The sequence below is a fragment of the Rhizobium hidalgonense genome (assembly GCF_005862185.2).
GTDB lineage: Bacteria > Pseudomonadota > Alphaproteobacteria > Rhizobiales > Rhizobiaceae > Rhizobium > Rhizobium hidalgonense.
Genome location: NZ_CP054028.1, coordinates 1,509,264 through 1,526,170, shown reverse-complemented (window position 1 = coordinate 1,526,170; position 16,907 = coordinate 1,509,264). Strand labels below are relative to the sequence as shown.

Here is a 16,907-nt window from a genome sequence, read left to right as displayed (position 1 = left end):
TGTCAGCCGATGCCGAGCTTCTTGGTGACTTCGCCGACATTGGCCTTGTTGGCGAGCAGGGCCGAAACATAGGTCTCGCGCGGCAGGGTCTGGCCGGCGAGCAGCTTGGCGACGTTGCGGATTGCGGTGCGGCCGATTTCCGCCGGCTGCTGCGCGACGTCGGCGCCGGCCGGTGAATTCGGATCGGCAACGAGCTGCAGTACCTCAGGGCTGCCATCGACGCCGTAGGTGCGGATTTCGGTCCGCCCGGCGGCAGCCAGAGCCTGGGTCGCGCCCAGTTGCGGAATATCCCAGGCCGACCAGATCGCCTTGATCGAATTCTTTTCCGGATACTTGTTAAGGATTGCGGTGATCTGCGTGAAGGCGTCCTGCACGGTATTCGGGATGACGTCGCGCAGCTCCGGCTGGAGGATTTTCACCTTCGGGAAATATTTGACGACATTGACCAGCTGATCGTAGCGAATCGCGCAAGGGGTGACGCCGTAAAAGCCGTTGAAGACGACGATATTGCCTTCGCCGCCGATATCGGAGACGAGCTGCAGCGCCAGGTCCTTGCCGATGCCCCAGTTGTCGGAGGTAGTGTTGTTGATCGAGTTGGTCGAGCCGACGTCGACGGTCAGAACCGGGATGCCGGCGTCACGCGCCTTCTTCAGCCAGGGATCGATGACGCTGAGCGTGCCGAGGATCTGGACGATCGCATCCGGCTTCTGGGCAATCAGCGTCTGCAACTGCGAAACCAGCTTGCCGTCGTTACGTCCGGCGTCGACGGCGATCGGCTCACCCCCGAGGCGCTTTACCTCGTCGATCTGGGCGTTATAGGCCTGCAGGTCGAAAAAGTGATCGGTGCCGGTTGCGCTGATGGCGATGCGTTTGCCCTTCAGCGACAGCTCGTCGCCGGCTGCAAAGACCGGCTTCTGCCCGACCAGTGATGCACCCGCGACGGCGACCCCGGCCGCTGCGGACAGTTTCAACAGATCTCGTCTTCCGAAGCGGCTTCCGGACTTGTCGTTGCTCATTACCACTCTCTCCAATTAATTATGTCTATAGATTAAATGGATTAATGCGGATGGATAGGAACGAATTTCCAAAAGAACGATCTCCTGGGAAAAGAGTGGACGGAACAAAAGAAAATCCCTGGCCGCGATTTGCCGCGACTGGGAATGACTTCGGATGCCCCGACGATCCGGCGACTGGGTCCGCGGCCACTGATCAAGAAGAAGATGCAGTGCATAATTCTTGCGCATGTGCCCAAATTTGCCGAGGAAAAATTCCTGCTAAGCGCGGTGCAGTGTGGCGCGACAGCGAGTGTGAAATCAGGATTTAGATGAGCACGATCTGGCTTTATGCCACAACGTTGATATCGAACGCGAAGCTTTGATTCCACTTGGCGCGCAACTTGCCTCTCCCCCGTCAGGGAGAGTGAAACAATGCCCGATATCGACCCGACGATTTTCTCAATAAGCCGGCCATCCCTTGGAGGCTACAGGGCCTTCGTTCAACGCGACATGATCGTCGAGACCTATCGCAGCGCCGCGGGGCAAATGGTTTCGAGGGGCTCCCTTCATAGAATATCGATCAATCGAACGGCCCATGGCAAATATGCCTATCGGCTTGGAACAGGGGCATTCCGCAAAGTCGAGCGACCGCCGTTCACCCTGGGATTTCAACCCGCCGCCACGGTTCTTGAAGTCGATGGGGATGCGGCGGATTATATCTCGATCTTCCAGTCACCTGCGCTCTACAGCAGCATTGGCGGCTCCCAATTTGATCCCGAGCATTGGGATAATGATGCACTCAGCGCCACGACGGATCCGACAACACTGCAGGTCGCGCTGTCCCTTGCATTTGTCGCCGGGAAGACCGAGCGCGACGACCCGCTTTTGATGCAGCACCTGGGGATGGCGCTTGCCTGTTGCGTTGTAAAGCTGCTGGGCGCCAAACCTGAAGCCGGCGATCGTCCGCTGACGTCGGACAATCTCCGACGTGTGATCGATTACATCGAGAACCTGCTTGGCAAATCCGATCTGAGTGTCGAGGAGCTGGCCGGGGTGGCCCATATGAGCCCCTTTCATTTCAGCCGGGAATTCAAACGGGCGGCAGGGATGGCGCCGCATCGCTTCGTTCTGGAACGCAGGATCGAGCGGGCGCGACTTTACCTCGCAGATGGCAAGGAAACGCTCGCAAACATCGCTTACGCCACAGGCTTTTCGAGCCAGGCGCATTTCTCCAGCGTCTTCCGTCGTCTGATCGGGGCGACACCGAAGGAGTACCGACGATCGGTCCGTCTTTGAGCCGGCAGCCGCCGATCGCAAATCAGCAATTTTTCGAAAGACAACCGCACGAATTTGAAATCTCTTGAGGCTGCGGTCTGCGAGGCTTTTCCCACCAGGAGGCCTATATGACCGCTTTTGCCCAAGCCAATCCGATTACCGATATCTGCTTTTTGGTCGAGGATATTGACCGGGCGTCGGACTTCTATGTCGAACGGCTTGGCTTCAAACCACGCCGCCGGGCTCCCGGCTTTGCCGATTTCAAAGGAGCGGGTGTGACACTGGCACTCTGGCAAATCGAGCATATTGCCGAGTTTACCGGCGTCTCGGGCCTTCGCGCGCCCCCAGGCGTGCACAAGGCTTGCGCGGCCATCGAGCTCGCCTCGCCGGAGCAGGTCGATGCTGCTTATCAGGAGCTGAAGGCCGCGGGCGTGCTCTTCCAGGCGCCGCCACAGGACTATGTCTGGAACGCGAGATGCTGCTATTTCGCCGATCCCGATGACAATCTCTGGGAAATCTATGCATGGTCCGCAGGCGGCCCGATCGGCGACATCGAACCGCAAGAGCGAGTGTAAGCGGCCCGGCCAGCCGTCCAACAATTCAACAAGGGGAAGGCAAGCAAATGAACCCGGATGACAGGAAAATCGTGGATAGGCGCACTGTCCTGAAGGGCGGAGCCTTTGCCCTTGCTGCTGCGTCGGCGGGGATCAGCGTGTTTGTGCCTCGTCATTCGAACGCCGCCGCATCCAAGGTCGTCGTCAAATACGATTGGCTGATGAGCAACGGACAGATCGGCGATATCGTCGCAGTCAAGCAAGGCCTGTTCGAGGCCGAGGGGCTCGACGTCGAGTTTTCCCCCGGCGGTCCCAATTCGGCAACGGTGCCACCCGTGATTACGGGTGATGCGCAGCTCGGCCAATTCTCCGATTCGGCACAGCTTCTTCTTGCCCGGTCATCCGGCGTGCCGATCAAGATCTTCGCCTGCGGTTTCCGCATGGCGCCTTTCGCCTTTTATTCGCTCCCCAAGGCGCCGATCCGCACCGTCGAGGATATGGTCGGCAAGCGCATCGGCATCCAGCCGACGGCCCGTTATGTGCTCGATGCTATCCTGCTGAAGAACAAGATCGATCCCTCGAGCCTGACCATCACGAATATCGGCTTCGACATGACGCCGCTGATGACCGGCCAGGTCGATGCGGTGACCGGATGGATCACCAACACCCAGGCCCTTTCCATCATCGGCCCCGACCGCATCGATCTGATGATGAAGGATACAGGCCTGCCCTCCTACGCGAACGTCTATTTTGCCACTGACGATGCCGTGAGCGGCCATGCGGAGACACTGGCAAAGGTGCTGCGTGCCCTCGCCAAGGGCTGGGCCTGGACGCATGAACATCCTGAAGAGGCGGTCAAATTGACGGTGGAGGCCTATCCGCAGCTCGATCTTGCCGTGGAGCTGAAGACAGTACCGCGCATATTGTCGCTGAGCTTCGACGCAGCGACCGGTAAGGATGGCTGGGGCAGCTTCGATCCGGCAGCTCTTGCTGAGCAGATTTCCGTTTACGACAAGATCGGCCAGTTCAAGAGCGGCGCGCCGAAGCTGGAGGACTGCTATACGACCAGGATCCTGGACATGACGGCGGATGACCGTCCGAAGATTGCGTGAGAGAGCGGATTGCCCGAAGCGGTGGCTATCGAAACCAAGGATTTGGCTATTGGCTATGCCGGCGTCGCCGAGACGACCCGCATTCTGTCTGGCGTCGACCTCAGCGTCGGCAGGGGCGAATTTCTGACCATTCTGGGTCCTTCCGGCTGCGGCAAGTCGACCTTCCTGCGTGCGGTGGCGGATCTTCTCCCGCCGCTTGACGGGCAGCTGTCGGTGCTCGGCAGGACAGCATCGGAGGCGCGCCGGCGGCGCGAAGTCGCCTTCGTCTTTCAGGACGCAACGCTGTTGCCCTGGCGGACCGTGCGGGAGAATGTCGAGCTGCCGCTGCAGGTAGGGAAGAAGAACGTCTCGCGATCGGTCGATCCGCGGCCCGACCATTGGATCGAGCTGGTCGGCCTGTCGCATCTGGCCGACCGATATCCGCATCAATTGTCCGGGGGCCAGCGCCAGCGCGTCGCCATAGCGCGGGCGCTTCAATGCGAGCCGGATATCCTGCTCATGGACGAGCCGTTCGGTGCGCTCGACGAGATCACCCGCGAGCGACTGAACGACGAGCTTCTGGAGGTCTGGCGCCGCACCGGCACGACCATTCTGTTCGTGACCCATAGTGTTGTCGAGGCGATCTATCTCGGCGGACGCGTGCTGGTCCTGGCGGCCAATCCGGGCCGCGTCCAGGCGCTCATCGATCTTACGCCGCTGAAAGACGAGCGCGGCCTCTGTCGGCGCGAGAGCCTCGATGTCCAGGAGACCGCAGCCCATCTGCGCCAATTGCTCAAGCAGGGGAGTTCGGCTACATGACGCATCGTCCGCTGTCCCTTGCCGAGGCCGTCGGCCTTCCTGTTATTGGCGCCCTTTCGCTGCTCCTCGCCTGGCAATGGCTGGTGCCGGCCCTCGGTATTCCCAGCTATATCGTCCCGACGCCGCTGGCGATCCTGCGTACGCTTGCAAGCGAATGGCGCTTCCTGCTGTCGAACGCCGTTCCGACATGGGGCGAGGCGGGCCTCGGTTTCCTCTTGGGCAATAGTCTCGCCGTGGTCCTGGCGGTTGCCTTCGCCTATAATCCGCGGTTCCAGGCCGCCTATTTCCCCGTTGTCCTGCTCTTCAATACGATTCCCGTGCTTGCGCTCGCGCCGATCATTATCCTCATCTTCGGCCTCGGCATGTTTCCGAAAGTCATCATCGCTGCTCTCATCTGCTTCTTCCCAACCCTGGTGAATACTGCCCGGGGCCTCAATCTGGCGACTGCGAGCGAGCTTGACCTGATGCATGTGCTTTCCGCGAGCGGCTGGGAGACGTTCTGGCGCCTGCGCGCTCCACGGTCGGCCCCCTTGCTCTTTGCGTCGTTGCGCATTTCCGCAACCACCTGTGTGATCGGCGCGATCGTCGGGGAGTGGATCGGCTCGAACCAGGGGCTGGGTGCTGTCATCATCCAGTCGACATTCAATTATCAGGCCGAAAGGCTCTTTGCCGCCGTCGTGCTTGCCTCCTTCTCCGGCATCGTCTTTTTTGCCGGTGTTGCCCAGATCGAACGGATTTTCCGACGGCTGCAGTTAGGGCGAAGCTGAAAGCGTTCAATGCGGTCAACACATCTCGATGGCTCTAGCTCGTCGCCAGGGTGGGCGTGGCCGAAACGCTAACGCTCTCCAGGATATGACAAGGCCTCCCGCTGTTGTCTCGGGAGGCCTTGTTCCGGCTATTCGTCCATCGTTTCCCGGATGTCGGAGAGATCGATGCCATGGGTGTCGAACCACCAGTCGGGACTCATTTCAGCATAGCGGTGACGCAGGCGCAGATATTGTACGCGCCCGCGTCTGGCGTTCGACCTCTTCCTGAAAAAGGGATGATCGAGCGTGCCGCCCATTTTGTAGATGCGGCGGAGCAGCTTTCGCAAGACGTAGCCCTGCTCCTTGTTGCCTGGTTGGAGGCGCTGTCTTCAACCATCATCACAGTCTCGCATAACGTCTCCAGCGCAAGGTCTTGCGGCGTGCCGTTAACGATCAAGTCGAGACGTTCTGCGCCGAAGCCGACGTCGATGCTGGTTCCGAGCGGATTGGCGATGTTTCCGATCTCGACACCATCCTTGTAGAACTCGGGTACAGTATCCGCTGATGCTGCCATCGCTTCACCTGCAATCCGGATCGGCAACAATGGCCATACGTCCGCCACAGAGCGGCGTCCATTGGCCAGGCGGTTGGGATGGATCGTCGCGTGATCCGGCACGATGCCCAGCGTTCGAAGAAAATTCAAGCCAGAAATCGATGGCGCTGCCGACGGTCATTTCCCGGAAGGAGAAAAGGCCAAGCATGGTGAAGTGGAGAAATCGCCGATCTCGTCAAGGTCGCTCATGCGCAGGCAGGCACCTGGCTGTTTGCAACAGTTCCGCTGTAGGAAGGATCGGAGAAGAGGGGTTTATATTGCTGCATGCCGGCGCTGCAGAAGAGGTGGTGTTATCATGCGGCCGTACGGATTCGATGCGTGCGCCTTCGGGGAAGACAGCGATCTTCGGCGCTAACAGCAATCCGCCGCCACAGGCCAGCCTGCAAATGATGCTCTTGATCATTGGCTCAGTTGAGACTAAATATAACCTCAAGTGAAGAGGAGCCGTTGCCCATGGTAGGATTTTCTATGGTCGCCGACGTTCTAGGATTGCCCGCCAGGGAGCCGGCGTCGCGCTCCGCCTTCGGCCTGCTCTCCAGCATCGAGGCTGGATTGCCGGTCAAGGCGCTCGACCGCATGGCGCTGCTTCTGGCGCCAGGCGACGCCCAGTTCAAATACCGGCTGGTTCCGAAGGCCACCTACGAGCGGCGCAAGTCCAAGCATCGGCTTTCCTCCGACGAGGGCGTGAAGCTCGCCCGGCTCGCGCGCGTCTGGGGACTGGCGCTCGATGTCTGGCAGGCCGAGGCCGAGGCGCGTGATTTCCTGTTTCGTCCGCATGCGATGCTGGAGGACAGGCGGCCGATCGATGTCGTCATCCAGAGCGAGATCGGCGGGGAGCTCGTGCTTGATATCCTTGGAAGCCTGAAATACGGCAGCGCTGCGTGAGCGCACAGCTTCTTGACCGAACGCTGACATCCGTTCGTATTGGTGATCCCAACGGAACCTACCCGATCTTCGATGCCACCGGCTCGACCATCGCGCCGGGGCGGTGGAACACCTCGGGCAGCCCGATCATCTATACGAGCCAACACTATTCGACCGCGCTGCTCGAAAAGCTCGTCCACGGCAGCGGCAGGCTGCCACCCAACCAGCATTACGTCACGATCACCATACCGCGCGAGCTCAGCTACGAGGTCTTCTCCGAACCCGCCTTGCCGGGCTGGGACAGCATGCCGGCGACCGCCAGCAAGACATTCGGCGAACGCTGGTGCCAGGAGAGGCGCAGCGCCATCCTGCTGGTCCCAAGCGCAGTCGCCCGCGTCGATAACAACATATTGATCAATCCGGCCCATCCGGAATTCCCATCGATCACGGTCAGCCTCCACCAGCCCGTCTTCTGGGATCGCCGTCTGTTCGGGGTGTGATGGGCAGGCTTTCAGCACGTAGCATCCTGTGAACTTGCCGGTTATCCTGGCATCCGCAGATGTTCTTAAGTAGCCGTCCATCGGCTTACGGCAATGCCCGGCGATGCGGGCGAGGTCCGAACCTCGTCTTCATCATTTACCTTAAAAAGTAAGGTCAATTTGGTGCGTAGCTATGACGCACGGCGGTTCAATTGACTCCCAACACTTGGCATGTAATGGCTGATCCGATTTTGAAGAACTCAAGTAGAATATATGTATCATCTCGGCGAAGTTGTAATACGACGACAGCAAGAAAAGTTGATTAAATCAGTAAGGAAATTTGTTAGTAAAGGACAGCCTTACGTTATAATGGATTTTCCATCTACCAAAGATCCTGGCCACCACGCGAGTTGGTTGGGGTTGGTTAGGGTATTGTATGAAGTAACGGGGCGACATCCGGTGTTTGCCGGTGGCTCGACTAAAAGTATTGATGAAGTAAAAAATACTCCTGGCGACGCGCCAATATTTATTTGTGGGTGGTCAGACTTCGGAGATGGGCGGATCGGCAGGGACGATATTCGCTTTCGTCTGGCATGCAGATATCCGGACCGAACCATCATTCAGATGCCTCAAACCATCGATTTCGCCAACGATGCACTTCTGGAATACGCCAAGCGTACGATTGGAAGGCATCGCAAATTTTTCTTTATGACCCGCGATGAGCAGAGTTTTGGGCTGGCAAAAGCGAATTTCGATTGCGATGTCGAGGCTGGCCCGGACACGGCATTCAGCATCGAGCTGCTTAAACCGTTCGAAGCTGATCCTATGAGGCTACTGTACGTGATGCAGCCTTTCGGAGATGACGACGTTGATATAGCCGAAGCGCGAGCGATTGCAGACGGCCCCCTTACCAATTGGATCAATGGTCCGGATAGTTTGTCGCGCCTGCGCAAGTCGAGTGTCGTCAAGGCGGCAATGCGGCGTGGCTTTAGCCGTGCCCAGATGGTGTCCCAACATCACGAGGATGTCGCTGCTCGGTATGTCGATTATGGCGTGAGGATGCTGTCCGGCGCGCAACGGGTCATCACCAACCGTTTACATGGTCATATTCTCTGTCTTTTGCTCAATAAGCCGCATGTCGCGGTTGCGAGAAACGGAAGTAGGCTGCACGACGCCATCAGTAGCTGGGCTAGCGACAGTCCTCTGGTGGAGAAAGCGACAAATGCCGGTGAACTTTTAGCGGCAATGTCTCGCCTTCCGTATGAGATGAACGGAACTTGGTACAAGTCAAGTAGACCCATGGATCTGAGCCCCAGCCTTCCTGCGCGAGATCTCGTCCCTCATCCCTCGATCGTTTGATTCCCAGTAGGAGCTCAGTTTTGTCGGTTGCACGAGACGATGATATTCTATTCAGCCATGTCAATAAGAACCGATCCTCGGCGGCTGTAACGGGTGCCTTTTGGTCGGCGATGAGCACGCTTATCCCGACAGTCCTTACCTTCGCAGTTTTCGTGGTGACGTCTCGAGTCCTCCAGCCTCAAGATTTCGGTCTTGTCGCGCTGGCATTCAGCATCGTGTCGTTTGCCGGCAGTTTTGGACCGACCGCATTTGGCGAAGCGATCATACAGCGAGCCGAAATAAGGCGAAGCCACCTCGATACGATATTCCTGCTTTCGCTTGCTTTTTCATTTTTGATCTACGGAGTTTTGTGTGCAGCCGCTTCGCCTATCGCGGCCTACGTGGGACATAAGGAAATCACGTCCCTTATCTACATCATGGGATTGAAGGTATTCTTCGACTTCACGGCCGTCGTTCCGAATGCGATCGTCAACAGGAAGATGTCATTCCATCTGGTCGCCGTCCGAACTGTTATCGCCACTATTACGTCTGGTTGCATTTGCCTTGTTTTGGTTCTCGCCGGTTTCGGGTTGTGGGCGCTTGCAATTGCGCAGATCGCGGCCACCGCGGCATCATGCGGCGCTGCTTTCTGGGGTGCAGGGTGGTCGCCGGGGCTTCACGTGAAGAGAGAAAGCCTGAACGACCTGCTGCACTACGGCTTTTTTGCATCCGGCACTCGATTTTTACAGACGATGAGCTTGGACAATTTGATCATCGGCGTGCTCTTGAGCCCGTCAGCGCTCGGTATTTACAACTTCTCGAAGCGCTTGTTCGATATGATCAACAATGTCATCGCTGGGGGCTTAACTTCTGTCACCCATGTCTTGCTATCCTCATTGCGGAGCGATCCGAAGAAGGTTCGAGAAGCATTTCTGATGGCGACGTTTGGCTGTGCCCTGGTTTCCTACCCGGTCTTCATTGGCCTTGCTGCCGTTGCCGATGATGCGATCACGACAATTTTCGGTGCGCATTGGATCGAGGCCGTTTGGCCGGTTCGGTTCTACTGTGTTATCGGGTTGATGGCCGGGATCGGCTACGTGCAGGCATCCTTGATCAAGAGCCAGGGGGAGATGGATTGGTGGTTCTACTACCAGCTGGCACGAAATCTCCTCACGCTGGTAACGATCGCAGCTCTTTATCCTTATGGCGTCACCACAGTTGTTTTCGCCATTATGATCGAAGTTCTGTTGTTTTGGCCGATCACCAGCTGGAAGGTTTCGCGCCATATAGAGCTGAGTGTCGGGGCCTATCTGATGCAATTCCTTCGGCCAAGCCTGGCTTGTGCGGGAATGGTCGCTGTGGTTTTGCTGCTGCATGAATCGCTCGTCCATTGGTCGCCTTATCCACGATTGGCCGTGGAAATCGTCGCCGGCGGAATTGCATATTGCTGCCTGATCTTTGTTCTGTGCAGATCTCATCTCAATGTCTTGATCGGCAGCATAAAGCAGGTACGACAGCGCAAAACCAACAGGGACGAGCTTGTCGACCCTGTGGCACATCAATCGTGATATCGGGACTCCTCCGTTGCGACCTGCCTTGCGGAGAAGCTACTGATACGTAAAGCAGCGGTCGGCACACACGTCACTTTCAGTCCACTGCATTGAACGCCGCTCAGGCACAAGCGAAATAGGGTAATCGATCAGATGACCAGTCTCGACCGCGGTTATTCGCCATCGACTATTGACGATGCAGGAGTGTCGATTCCCGAGCGCAGCCGTTACTATTCCCTGGATGCAATGCGCGGGTTTGCCGCTATTTGTGTTGTCGCTACACATTTCCAGGAACGATATGCCCCATCGGCCTATCTGGCTGTCGACTTTTTCTTCGTTCTCAGTGGATTTATTATCGCGGAGATTTATGGAAAACGGCTTGCGCGTGGCCTGCCATTCCCCGCGTTCATGGCTGCTCGAATCAAGCGCCTTTATCCGCTCTATCTGATCGGAATTTTGGTCGGTCTCGTCCAGATCATACTGTTAACAAGCTGGGGTCTGCGAGATCAAAGCGTGGTTGACCTGCTGGTGTCGACCGTTGCCAACGGGGTTTTTCTGCCCAGCCCGATGTATTTCCTTCAAACCAACCCGATGCAAGGGATGTTTCCAATCAACGGTCCAGCATGGTCGATGTTCTGGGAACTGTTGGTGAACATAGTCTTTGCGCTATGGCTTTTCCGGCTCTCTATCCCAGCCCTTTGTCAAGTCGCACTGGTTTCGGCTGCGCTTTTGGTTTTTGTGGGTCTTAATTACGGTATGCTGAATATCGGCTGGGAATGGCCTTCAGCGGTAGGTGGTCTCCCAAGGGTCATGTTTTCATTTACTGTAGGGGTCGTGATCAGCCGTCTATTCGGTGGAATGCCGGCCTGGAGCAAAGGTTGGACGGCGATCGTGCCGTGCCTTCTCCTGATGGTTTTCATGGCCGCGCCGGTTCCTTCCCTGCTGCGGCCCTACTACGATTTGACTTTCGCGATAGCCCTGGCGCCGCTCATCGTGATGCTTGGCCTCTTTCTGGAGATGCCGGCAAAAGCCGAGAGGTTGGCGACGTGGGTGGGCTATATCTCCTACCCCGTCTACATCCTGCACCGCGGTGTGATCGGTGTTTTCAAGCCAGTCGCCGGGTCGATCGGATTGAGCGGCCCTCTCGCCTTTCTCGTGCTTTTGAGTGCAGTCCTATGTTTCGCTTACGGAACTGCTCGTCTCGTAGACAAAACGATGGCCATGCGGGTCCGGCCAGCTCGATAAGCCGCAAACAGATGTCGTACGATCACGCCCTCTGCCGCAGCGAGCGGGCCATCAGCCGGGCATGGGCGATGGCCGACAGCATGTTGACGTGGTTGGCTTTGCCGGTGCCAGCAATTTCGGCGTGCGGTCTTGCCCAAGCTGACGTGCCTGTAGCCGGCTTCAGAGAATAAACGGCGCGACGTAGCAGTGTCCTGTCAGCGAAGCGCGTCAACGCCAACTCTCAGTGATAGTTTCCAGCAATCCCGGGCCAACTCGCAGTGCAAATCAACAGCCTAAATCCGTGCGGTTTCGGCAAGAAAAGCGGATATCAGTGCAGAAACTCTTTCTGGATATTCCCAATGCGGATTATGTCCGCACCCTTCGAGCCTGATCGACCGAACTGTCTGAAACGCGTGCCCAAGCGCCTCCTGATGTGAACCGCCAAAGAGCGGATCGGCGGAACCGGCGATGCAAAGCACGGGTGCTGTGACCCGTGCCGCGCTGCATCGCAAGTCAGTTTCGCCAAAGCCGTCCAGAATCCCATGCCAGGTCGCCGCTGGCATCGCGGCCGCATCCAGCTTCATCTTCGACAGAAAGCCGGAATCAACAGGGCGACTGCAGGCATACCAATCGCGAAGAAACTGCCCCGAAGGGTCGATGGGATCTCGAAGCGCACGAATATCGCGCGCAAGCGGGCTCTCAGCGCCAAAATCCGGCCGCAGGCTGCCAGACAGAAGGATGAGTGCAGACACGCCATCTCGACGGCGGGCCGCAAGCTCTATAGCCGTCATCGCGCCCATCGAATGCCCAACGACCGAAATGCGCGAAAGGCCGAGTGACTCGAGAAGCCGGTCTATGCTCGCAGCGAAGTCCTCGATGCGTACTCCTCCATCCAGAGCGGACGACCCGTGCCCGGGAAAATCCGGAACAATCACGCGAAAGTCAGGAAAGAAGCGTTCGAGCGCAGCAAAGCTGCGGCTGGTATCGGAGAAACCATGCAGCATCAAAAGCGCCGGTCCGTTTCCGCCACTATCGACGAAGGCGACGGACTTTCTTTCCGGTGTTTCAAAGTACTGCTTACGGCGATGCCAATCATCTGCGGGCATATCATTGAAGCCCGAGAGCGTTCTTGACCGCAGCAAGCCCAGACTGGCCATCATAGGTTGATACTCCCGCCAGCCAGGCATCGAGCCTCGAGGGCTCGGCCTTGATGGCTTTGAAGGCCGCATCGCCGGGCTCGAGACCATCAGTCATGATGTAGGCCATGCCGCGGTTCTCGTAATCGACATCGAATGTCAGGTTGTTCAGGAGTTTCGCAACGTTGCTGCACTCCTGCAAATATCCTTTGCGCACCTGCGTGGATACCGTTGCCGCGCCAAAGTTCGGTCCATAGAATTTGTCGCCTCCAGTGAGATACCTGAGGTCGAAAGCCGTGTTCATCGGATGTGGCGCCCACCCTTGAAATACGATGAATGACCTGTCGCGCGCCCGACGAGTGACTTCCGAAAGCATGCCCTGTTCGCTCGACTCGATCACTTTCCATCCCTCAAGACCGAGGGCTGGGTCTTCAGTCGCGTCCAGCATCAGTTGATTCGATCCCGGCTCTATGCCGTAGAGCTTGCGATCGAATTTGTCGGCAAACTTATGGAGATCCGAAAAATCCTTGACGCCGGCCTCCCAGACATAAGCGGGGACGGCAAACGTGTACTTTGCTCCCTCAAGATTGGTGCGAACCGTTTCCACCGAACCGTCTTCCTTGTACGGCTTATAATACGTAACCATGGCGGGATCCCAATAGCCGAGAAACACGTCCAGGTTCTTGCTCTTCAGGCTCGTATAGATGACGTCGATACCGAGCAATTGGCTCTTGGCCTCATAGCCTAACGCATTCAACAAAGTGATGCCGATTCCGGTCGTGAAGGCGAGATCGTTCCAACCTGGCTCTGCCATTCTCACAACCCTGCAGGTCTCCGGTTCGCCCGCAAAGGCGCGAGCAGCTGCAGCCAGGAGGAGGAGCGCCGTAGCTCCGGCTCTTGTTGATGATTTCATCGCAGTCCCCTTTTTTACCAACCCTGTCCTCATGGGCAATATATTGTCCCGTCGGTCAAGAATTGATCTTTTCGGAAATTTTGTCAATGTAGAGGCCAGCCCGGGGGTAGAAATGAGACTGGCCAAGATCAGCGATATCCGAAAGCGCGAACTCAGACGCGCCGCATTTGAGGTCTTGCAACGCGAAGGCATGGCGGGTGCAACGCTGGAAAAAGTCGCCGCGCAAGCGGGTGCCTCCAAGGGCATCGTCCTGCACTACTTCGCAAACAAGCAGGAATTGTTCGAACATGCGATGCGCGAGGCGAATGCGGCGTTGAGGGATGCGGTCGTTGCCCGGCTGAACCTCGCAAGGAGTCCCCTCGAAAGACTGGAGGCGATCATCGAGGGAAACTTCGAGGACCGTTTTTTCCAGCCTTCCGTTTGTCATGCGTGGTTGGCGCTTTGCGCGGAGGTTCCGCGCGAACCACAATTGGCGCGCATTCAGAAAGTCATTCACGCGAGGATGCGGTCAAATCTTATGTCGGCTCTGGTCCACATCGTGCCGCGGGACGAGTGCGAAGCCGTTGCACTGGGCATTACCGCCTTGATTGATGGGCTTTGGCTGAGATTGGGCCTTCAGACGGAGCGCTTGACATCCAAGGAGGCTATTTTCCAGATGCGCGACTATCTTTCCCATCGGGTGCCGTCCTGCTTCGCGCAACCATCAATCGCAGATCAATAAGGCCCTCGGTCGGGGTTATTAAGGTCAAAAACGGTTCCTTCCGGCCGTAAGTGCCCTTGGTGCGTGGATCGTTGATCGTATTGTCGCAGGGGTGCAGGCTTTACAACTGGTCTTTGGCAACGATGCCGCTCAAACACAATTCCGCCCTCCGCCATCGCATGGCATGCGGACGCCCGAAATCTATGCGTCTGATTGCAACCCGGGCATAAGTGACGACATCAAATATCAGAGCTCTGAAAGAGCTTCGATGCCCGCACCAAGCCGGTCACACCTTCTGTCGCGGTGAGCGGGCCATCAGCCGGGCATAGGCGATGGCCGACAGCATGTTGACATGGTTGGCTTTGCCGGTGCCGGCAATGTCGAAGGCTGTGCCGTGATCGACCGAGACGCGGTCGATCGGCAGCCCGAGCGAAACGTTGACCGCCGTCTCGAAGGCGACGAGCTTGATCGGGATATGGCCCTGGTCGTGATATTGGGCAATGACCAGATCGAAGGCGCCATTATAGGCGCGGGCGAACACCGTGTCGGCGGAGATCGGGCCGACGACGTCGATACCCCTAGCCTGTGCCTGCTCGACGGCGGGTGCCAGGAATTCCGTGTCCTCGGTGCCGAACAGGCCGTTTTCGCCGCAATGCGGATTGAGGCCGGCAACGGCGATGCGCGCCTTCTTGCCAAGGCGGAGGAAGTGCTTGTGACCAGCTTCGATGGTGGCCAGAACCCGCTCGGTCTTGGCGCGTTCGATCGCACCCTTCAGCGAGATATGGGTGGAGACATGGATGGTGTTCAGCCGCTCGGAGGCAAGCAGCATGAAGGAACTCTTCGAGCCGGTGAGATGCGCAAGAAGCCCGGTATGGCCGTCATGGTGATGGCCGGCAAGGTTCATCGCTTCCTTGTTGATCGGCGCGGTGACGATCACGTCGGCTTCACCAGCCATGGCAAGATCGACGGCGCGGGTGATATAACGCACCGAGGCGTCGCCGGCGACAGGGCTCACCTTGCCGATCTCCGGCAGGGCGGCGCCGAGCGCAACTTCGTCGACGGCGATCCTGTCATCGCCGCCGGCATCGGCAGGACCGAATTTCAGGCCGGTGCCGCAGACGCGATCGGCGCGCTCCAGCGCTTCGACATTGCCGACGATGACAAAATCGCGGCGCTCTTCGCTCGGAAGGGCCGCCAAGGCCTTGACGATCACTTCGGGGCCGACGCCGGAGGGATCGCCGAGCGTCACTGCGACTTTCGCATTCCTGTCCATCATCAATATCCCTTCTAGAACGCCGCTGTGTAGATCGAGCGAATGTCGGCGCGCGTGAGATCGCGCGGATTGTTGTCGAGCAGCCGGCGGATGGCAAAGGCATCGTCGGCCATGGCGTCGAGATCGCTTTCCGGCACGCCGAGGCCGGAGAGTTTCATCTCGATGCCGAGTTCGGCGCAGAAAGCGTAGGCCGCATCGAAGACGGATGCGATGTTGTCAGAGGTCTGGCGCCCAAGTGCTTCCATCACCGCTTTTGTCTTTTCCGGGGCCGACGGGGTGTTGAAGGCGAGTACATGTGGGAAGATCAGCGCATTCGCCGCACCATGCGCCACATGCCAGCGCGTGCCGAGGGGATAGGCGAGCGCATGGCCGCCGGCGGTGTTGACCGGGCCGAGGCAGAAGCCGCCATAAAGCGATGCGAGCGAAAGGCCGGCGCGCGCTTCGGCGTCGTTGCCGTCCTTGACGGCGCGGGCGAGATATTTGCCGACGAGCCGCGTTCCCTCGATCGCATAGATGTCGACCATCGGATGGGCTTTGCGGTTGGTGAAGGCCTCGACGCAATGAGCCATCGCGTCGATGCCGGTGGCAGCCGTAGTCCGCGCCGGCACGGTGAAGGTCAGGGCCGGATCGATGACGGCTATATCGGCCAGCATGTGCAGGCTTTCGACGGCAAGCTTCGCCATCGTGTTGGGATCGGTGACCAGTGCGCGGATGCCTGCCTCGCTGCCGGTGCCCGAGGTCGTCGGCACCTGGGCGAGCGCTGCCTTGCGCGGCCCGTGCACCTTGTTCGGGCCGACGACCTCATGCAGCGTCTGCGCGGAGCCGGCAAGGACGGCGGCAAGTTTTGCCAGATCCATGGCGCTGCCACCGCCGAAGCCGACAATGAGTTCGGCATCGGCGCCATTGGCCGCCGCCAGGACTTTTTCGAGGTTGGCGGTATCCGGCTCGGGCGTCACTTCGGAAAAGACGGTGACTTCGCCCGTGAGTTCCAGCACATCGATACGCGAAGCGTTGAAAGCGTCGGAGATGACAAGCGCACGCCTATAGCCTTTTTCGGCAGCCCATTTGCCGAGCTTGCCCGCCGTGCCGATGCCGAATTCGATCAGATGCGGCCGAACGATCGTGATCGGCGAATCCAAGCTGGCCATGAACCAGTCCTCCCTGCAGGATCTTGCGGCAACAATTTCGTCGCCCTCTTTTATTGTAAAGTTGTAAGATCAATGTCAAGCCGGCATTCCAAGGCGCGGAAGTTTTTATCGTCTAAATATGTGGTCGGTTAGGCTTTGAAGTTGCGTTGTCGCGTCACAATCTATCGCGATATCATAATGTTAACAAGT

17 protein-coding genes and 1 pseudogene are annotated in these 16,907 nt (G+C 58.1%); 11 read left to right on the top strand and 7 right to left on the bottom strand.

What is annotated here, in order from left to right; all coding sequences use genetic code 11:
• Window positions 1-2: 2 nt before the first annotated feature.
• Window positions 3-1,016 carry a sugar ABC transporter substrate-binding protein gene (locus FFM81_RS28430; RefSeq protein WP_138384668.1) on the bottom strand — a complete coding sequence of 338 codons (1,014 nt, stop codon included), beginning with the start codon at window positions 1,014-1,016 and terminating at the stop codon, window positions 3-5.
• 411 nt (window positions 1,017-1,427) lie between these two features.
• Between FFM81_RS28430 and FFM81_RS28425 the strand changes: the two genes are divergently transcribed.
• The 5 genes from FFM81_RS28425 to FFM81_RS28405 all read left to right on the top strand — a co-directional run bounded on the left by FFM81_RS28425 (window position 1,428) and on the right by FFM81_RS28405 (window position 5,501).
• Window positions 1,428-2,291, top strand: coding sequence for a helix-turn-helix domain-containing protein (locus tag FFM81_RS28425; RefSeq protein ID WP_097537023.1), 864 nt, complete (start codon window positions 1,428-1,430; stop codon window positions 2,289-2,291).
• A gap of 107 nt (window positions 2,292-2,398) precedes the next feature.
• On the top strand, window positions 2,399-2,845 hold the full coding sequence (locus FFM81_RS28420; RefSeq protein ID WP_097537024.1) for a VOC family protein: 447 nt from the start codon (window positions 2,399-2,401) through the stop codon (window positions 2,843-2,845).
• Between the two features lie 47 nt (window positions 2,846-2,892).
• Window positions 2,893-3,936 (top strand): ABC transporter substrate-binding protein, encoded by a 1,044-nt coding sequence (locus FFM81_RS28415; protein ID WP_138384669.1) that lies wholly within the window; start codon window positions 2,893-2,895, stop codon window positions 3,934-3,936.
• Window positions 3,937-3,945: 9 nt separating this feature from the next.
• Complete coding sequence (locus FFM81_RS28410; RefSeq protein ID WP_138384670.1) at window positions 3,946-4,734, top strand: ABC transporter ATP-binding protein; 789 nt, start codon at window positions 3,946-3,948, stop codon at window positions 4,732-4,734.
• Window positions 4,731-5,501 (top strand): ABC transporter permease, encoded by a 771-nt coding sequence (locus FFM81_RS28405; RefSeq protein WP_097537027.1) that lies wholly within the window; start codon window positions 4,731-4,733, stop codon window positions 5,499-5,501. Before FFM81_RS28410 ends, FFM81_RS28405 begins: the two co-directional genes overlap by 4 nt.
• Window positions 5,502-5,629: 128 nt before the next feature.
• Here the strand turns inward: FFM81_RS28405 and FFM81_RS28400 are convergent.
• A pseudogene (locus tag FFM81_RS28400) lies at window positions 5,630-6,472 on the bottom strand (alanine--tRNA ligase-related protein).
• A 74-nt stretch (window positions 6,473-6,546) separates the two neighbouring features.
• Between FFM81_RS28400 and FFM81_RS28395 the strand changes: the two are divergent.
• From FFM81_RS28395 to FFM81_RS28375, 5 genes are all read left to right on the top strand, one after another.
• Complete coding sequence (locus tag FFM81_RS28395; protein ID WP_003571789.1) at window positions 6,547-6,978, top strand: antitoxin Xre-like helix-turn-helix domain-containing protein; 432 nt, start codon at window positions 6,547-6,549, stop codon at window positions 6,976-6,978.
• On the top strand, window positions 6,975-7,457 hold the full coding sequence (locus tag FFM81_RS28390; RefSeq protein ID WP_138384671.1) for an RES family NAD+ phosphorylase: 483 nt from the start codon (window positions 6,975-6,977) through the stop codon (window positions 7,455-7,457). The genes FFM81_RS28395 and FFM81_RS28390 overlap by 4 nt, the downstream gene beginning before the upstream one ends.
• A gap of 252 nt (window positions 7,458-7,709) precedes the next feature.
• The gene (locus FFM81_RS28385; protein WP_138384672.1) at window positions 7,710-8,795 is read left to right on the top strand and encodes a polysaccharide pyruvyl transferase family protein; all 1,086 of its coding nucleotides are present in this window, start codon (window positions 7,710-7,712) and stop codon (window positions 8,793-8,795) included.
• A gap of 20 nt (window positions 8,796-8,815) precedes the next feature.
• Window positions 8,816-10,342 carry a lipopolysaccharide biosynthesis protein gene (locus FFM81_RS28380; protein ID WP_128397810.1) on the top strand — a complete coding sequence of 509 codons (1,527 nt, stop codon included), beginning with the start codon at window positions 8,816-8,818 and terminating at the stop codon, window positions 10,340-10,342.
• A 135-nt stretch (window positions 10,343-10,477) separates the two neighbouring features.
• A complete protein-coding gene (locus tag FFM81_RS28375) occupies window positions 10,478-11,569 on the top strand; it encodes an acyltransferase family protein (RefSeq protein WP_138384673.1) in 1,092 nt (363 codons plus the stop codon).
• A 22-nt stretch (window positions 11,570-11,591) separates the two neighbouring features.
• Here the strand turns inward: FFM81_RS28375 and FFM81_RS28370 are convergent, their stop codons facing one another.
• The 3 genes from FFM81_RS28370 to choX all read right to left on the bottom strand — a co-directional run bounded on the left by FFM81_RS28370 (window position 11,592) and on the right by choX (window position 13,597).
• Window positions 11,592-11,780 carry a hypothetical protein gene (locus FFM81_RS28370; protein ID WP_138384674.1) on the bottom strand — a complete coding sequence of 63 codons (189 nt, stop codon included), beginning with the start codon at window positions 11,778-11,780 and terminating at the stop codon, window positions 11,592-11,594.
• A 61-nt stretch (window positions 11,781-11,841) separates the two neighbouring features.
• The gene (locus tag FFM81_RS28365) at window positions 11,842-12,708 is read right to left on the bottom strand and encodes an alpha/beta fold hydrolase (protein WP_343073724.1); all 867 of its coding nucleotides are present in this window, start codon (window positions 12,706-12,708) and stop codon (window positions 11,842-11,844) included.
• Entirely contained in the window at window positions 12,656-13,597 is a 942-nt protein-coding gene (choX, locus tag FFM81_RS28360; protein ID WP_138384675.1) for a choline ABC transporter substrate-binding protein, read from the bottom strand. The genes FFM81_RS28365 and choX overlap by 53 nt, the downstream gene beginning before the upstream one ends.
• A gap of 112 nt (window positions 13,598-13,709) precedes the next feature.
• On the opposite strand from choX, the gene betI reads away from it, so the two are divergent.
• Entirely contained in the window at window positions 13,710-14,318 is a 609-nt protein-coding gene (gene betI / locus FFM81_RS28355) for a choline-binding transcriptional repressor BetI (RefSeq protein ID WP_138384676.1), read from the top strand.
• A gap of 265 nt (window positions 14,319-14,583) precedes the next feature.
• Here betI and pdxA read toward each other — a convergent pair whose 3' ends face one another.
• Window positions 14,584-15,570 carry a 4-hydroxythreonine-4-phosphate dehydrogenase PdxA gene (pdxA, locus tag FFM81_RS28350; RefSeq protein ID WP_138384710.1) on the bottom strand — a complete coding sequence of 329 codons (987 nt, stop codon included), beginning with the start codon at window positions 15,568-15,570 and terminating at the stop codon, window positions 14,584-14,586.
• A gap of 14 nt (window positions 15,571-15,584) precedes the next feature.
• Window positions 15,585-16,718, bottom strand: coding sequence for an iron-containing alcohol dehydrogenase (locus FFM81_RS28345; protein WP_138384677.1), 1,134 nt, complete (start codon window positions 16,716-16,718; stop codon window positions 15,585-15,587).
• Between the last annotated feature and the right edge of the window lie 189 nt (window positions 16,719-16,907).